At 66.9% G+C, this 3479-nt stretch carries 3 protein-coding genes and 1 pseudogene; 2 read left to right on the plus strand and 2 right to left on the minus strand.

Annotation, left to right across the window (positions count from 1 at the left end):
* Together ACFU6I_RS48185 and ACFU6I_RS48190 are read right to left on the minus strand one after the other, a co-directional pair.
* On the minus strand, positions 1–544 hold a 544-nt coding region (locus tag ACFU6I_RS48185), incomplete at its 3' end, for a class I SAM-dependent methyltransferase (protein WP_384380829.1).
* Between the two features lie 505 nt (positions 545–1049).
* Complete coding sequence (locus ACFU6I_RS48190) at positions 1050–1871, minus strand: APH(3'') family aminoglycoside O-phosphotransferase (protein ID WP_384380832.1); 822 nt, start codon at positions 1869–1871, stop codon at positions 1050–1052.
* Between the two features lie 196 nt (positions 1872–2067).
* Between ACFU6I_RS48190 and ACFU6I_RS48195 the strand changes: the two are divergent.
* Both ACFU6I_RS48195 and ACFU6I_RS48200 read left to right on the plus strand, forming a co-directional pair.
* Positions 2068–2325: pseudogene (locus ACFU6I_RS48195) on the plus strand (hypothetical protein); the annotation flags it as partial.
* A gap of 188 nt (positions 2326–2513) precedes the next feature.
* Complete coding sequence (locus ACFU6I_RS48200) at positions 2514–3056, plus strand: GNAT family N-acetyltransferase (RefSeq protein WP_384380835.1); 543 nt, start codon at positions 2514–2516, stop codon at positions 3054–3056.
* Positions 3057–3479: the final 423 nt, after the last annotated feature.

Here is a 3479-nt window from a genome sequence, read left to right on the forward strand (position 1 = left end):
GCATCGCGGCAAGGTGATCAGGCGACCACCGATAGGCCGGCGCGACTGCGTGATCGAAGACCTGCGTCGAGTGAGACGGATCATCGCTGGCCGAGAAGCCGACCAGAAAGTGCCCGCCAGGTGCCAGTACACGGTGGAACTCCGCCAGGATGACGGGGAGTTCTTGCGGCGGAGTGTGGATGATGGACCAACGTGAAAGTACGCCTCCCAGCTCGCCGTCAGCGATGTTCAACTCTGCCATCGATCCCACGTCGAACCGCAGGCCCGGGTAAGCCTGTCGAGCTGAATCGATCATCGCCGGAGAGGCATCAACGCCAAACGCCGCCAGCCCCAGCTCATCCAGGTAAGCGGTGATATGGCCAGGTCCACACCCCAGATCTGCGACCCGACCGTCCCCACTCGCACTTACGACCTCGGCGAAGGCACTCAAAATCGCGCGGTCCAAAGGCCTTTCACTCAGCTCGTCGCGGAACAGCTGCGCGTACAGGGGGGCAGCGGCGTCGTAGGCCTCGCGGGTGACACTGAGGGCATCGTGTTCGATCATGCTCACGACCGTAGTCCCTGGCGCTGAGGCGAGCCGGGGAATCACAAGCTTCCCTCCCGCCCGTTCGCCCGCGCCATCCGCAACCACCTGCGCAAGCGGTGTCCGTGCCGTGCTCCCCGTCCCGGCGGACCAGCAACGTCACCGACCCGCCGGGGTAGCCGGGACGGCAGGCCATCGGCCCTCGACCGCGGGACCTACGAGCAGCGCAACACCGTCGAGCGATGCATGAACCGAGTGGCGCGGCATCGCCACCCGCTACGAGAAGACCACCACCATCCACCTGGCCGGACTGCACATCGCGGGCACCTTCCTCTGGTCCGCCCGGTGATCCATACGAACCGGCTGAGGGCTGTCCCGTAGTCCCTGGTGGATCAGCGCGCGGCGTCAGATGTGGTGCATTGCGAGCCGGAGGGGCGTCCTGATACCGGGTGTGTTCGGGGCTCCGACAACGCGGCGAGGTGCCGCAGCTGTCGCCGTGCGTCCGCCAGGGAGTACGGGACAGGCCTCAACCCCAAGTAAGCGGGTCGAGATGGCGATAGAAGCGCAGACGCTCGTCGTCAAGGGCCATGCCGTACCTCTTGGCGAACGCCACATCCGCGGTCCGCGCCTGTTCCTCGTCCGCCCAGGTCTCTCGCGCATTGGCGAGCAGCAGCGCCAAGTCGGCGTGACGGTCGGCAGGCCCCAGGCGGCCCAGGTCGATGAAGCCCGACACGTCCAGGGTCCGCGGATCGAGGACGATGTTGGGCAGGCACAGGTCTCCGTGGCAGACAACCGTGTCGGCGAGCTCCTGAACCCGCCGCCGGGGGACCTGCCGGGCGAGGCCGGCCAGCAGCTCCGCGGCGGGCGTGTGCTGCTGCTCGACGGAAAGGAACTCTGGGTTCACCGCATCACGGGCCACGACGTCACGTGCCATGGCGACCATGGAGTCCAGGCCCTGGCGGAATGGGCACTCCGACACGGGCACCTCGTGCAGCCGACGGACCGCGTCCGCGATGTGTTCCCAGGCGGTACGCAGGTCCTCCGCAGGCACCTGATCAGCAGGTATTCCGGAGACGGCACTCGTTACCAAGCAGGCGCCGGCGTCACCGGAGTACCAGTCAAGAACCTGCGGTCCTGGCACGCACTGACCGCCCAGCCATGCGATCCGGTCGCGCTCGGCGCTCAGGTCGACTGCATCCGCGGCGGGTACGCACTTGGCATACCGGGTGGCATCCGCACTGCGAAAAACGCAGGCCCCCGACTCGCCCGCGGTGACACGCAGCCAGTCGCCACCACCTACGCCGAGCAGCGCCGGCGACACGGCTCGAGGTCCGGACCGATCGCTCATAGCGGCCACTCTAATGCTGCGACCGGAATCCAACTCACCCGTATGATCCCCGCCCCCGCACGGTCCCGGCCTGCGGCAAGGCATGCTCCAAACGAAAACGCCTGGTTTGATCTCTGACGTCCGTCGTCGAATGGTGAGTCGATCTTGATCACTCGGTCCCGTAACCGGCGTACGTCAGAGCGGCCTTCGTCTGAACATGTGCTCCGAGCAAGGAACACACACGTCCGGCGCGAAGGCCGCAAGGACGAGTCTGCTGCATCACGATGCCCGGCAGGAGCCGTTGGCGGAACTGTCATGCTTCCGGGGCGAGTTCCACTCCTGTCTCACCGCTCGTTCGGACGCGTTGTTCGCGCCGGCCGATGCCGTCCTGCGCGGCGACGGGCCGGTGAGGTCGCCGGCCGAGCTGTCACTGGTGGGCGAACACCGCCGCGGCCACGGCGGCCTCTACGCGGCCGAGGAACACCCGGCCCACCCCCACGTCACGACGTACACACACCTCGCAAGACGCAACCAGCGAAACAGCGAGCGAGGAAGTCGGCTACCCCACGCCCCCGCCGCACAGGTAAAAGATCAAGCTGGGGCGTGTATCGGAAGTGCCTGATGAGGATGGCGGAGAGCCCATTCCTGATCCAGAATGATTCGATGGTCACGCTTGAGACTCCCCGTTTGATCCTGCGTCGTTGGCGCGAGGAGGACGTTGCGCCCATGGCTGCCGTCAATGCCGACCCCGAGGTCATGCGGTGGATCCGTGACGGCAGCGTCCGTGACGAACAGCAGACTCGCGACGGGATCCAGGCATGGGAGAGGGAGTGGGAGTCACAGGGCTTCGGCCTGTTCGCCGTGGAGATCCGGTCCACTGGCGAGTTGGCCGGGTTCACCGGCCTTTCAGTGCCCGACTTCTTGCCGGAGGTACTGCCGGCGGTCGAGGCCGGCTGGCGGCTGGGACGTTCCCACTGGGGGCAGGGCCTGGCCACCGAGGCTGCTGCGGCCGCTGTGCGGTTCGGGTTCCAAGAGCGAGGGCTGGAGCGAATCGTCAGCATCACTCAAGTGGGCAACGACGCCTCCGAACGGATCATGACCAAACTGGGGATGCATCCCGTCCGTGAGACCGTCAATCCCACCGGCGGTCGGCGAGTACGCGTGTTCGAGTTGTCGTCGGACCAGTACGCCACAACCGCTCGTTGATGGCGGCAACGAGGACGGTAGCCTCGTAGCCGGACCGCAAGTTTGTCGTACCTGGTGGCCACGGCTCGATGTCTCTCGAGGCGATTCATGCCGCACTCGACCGCGTGCCGTGCCTTGTAGCCCTCTGGGTCGAAGCTTCGGTGCGGGCGGCCGGGCTTCTTGCCCCTCGGCAACAACGGTTCCAGTACCGCCGATTGCTCGTCCGTCAGATCTCCACGAGCTGCGGCCGGGCTCGAGCGCGCAGACGATCGAGTACGGCCGGCCGGGGACAGGGGGATGTGCTGGTCCTTGCCCCCGGTCGTGGGTGCGACAACGGAGCTTCGCTGTGGTGGGCCCCGGCCAACCGGGGGAGCGGGACCGGGCCCCCCACGGTGGTTTTGCCCCCCCCCCAAAACCCCAAACCGGGGGGTAACACCCGGGCGA

The sequence above is a fragment of the Streptomyces sp. NPDC057486 genome, assembly GCF_042802415.1.
Taxonomy (GTDB): domain Bacteria; phylum Actinomycetota; class Actinomycetes; order Streptomycetales; family Streptomycetaceae; genus Streptomyces; species Streptomyces yanii.

What these genes read in the sequence shown, in the direction of transcription:
- ACFU6I_RS48190 (WP_384380832.1), bottom strand. Translation starts at nt 1,871, where the DNA reads ATGAGCGATCGGTCCGGACCTCGAGCCGTGTCGCCGGCGCTGCTCGGC.
- ACFU6I_RS48200 (WP_384380835.1), top strand. Translation starts at nt 2,514, where the DNA reads ATGGTCACGCTTGAGACTCCCCGTTTGATCCTGCGTCGTTGGCGCGAG.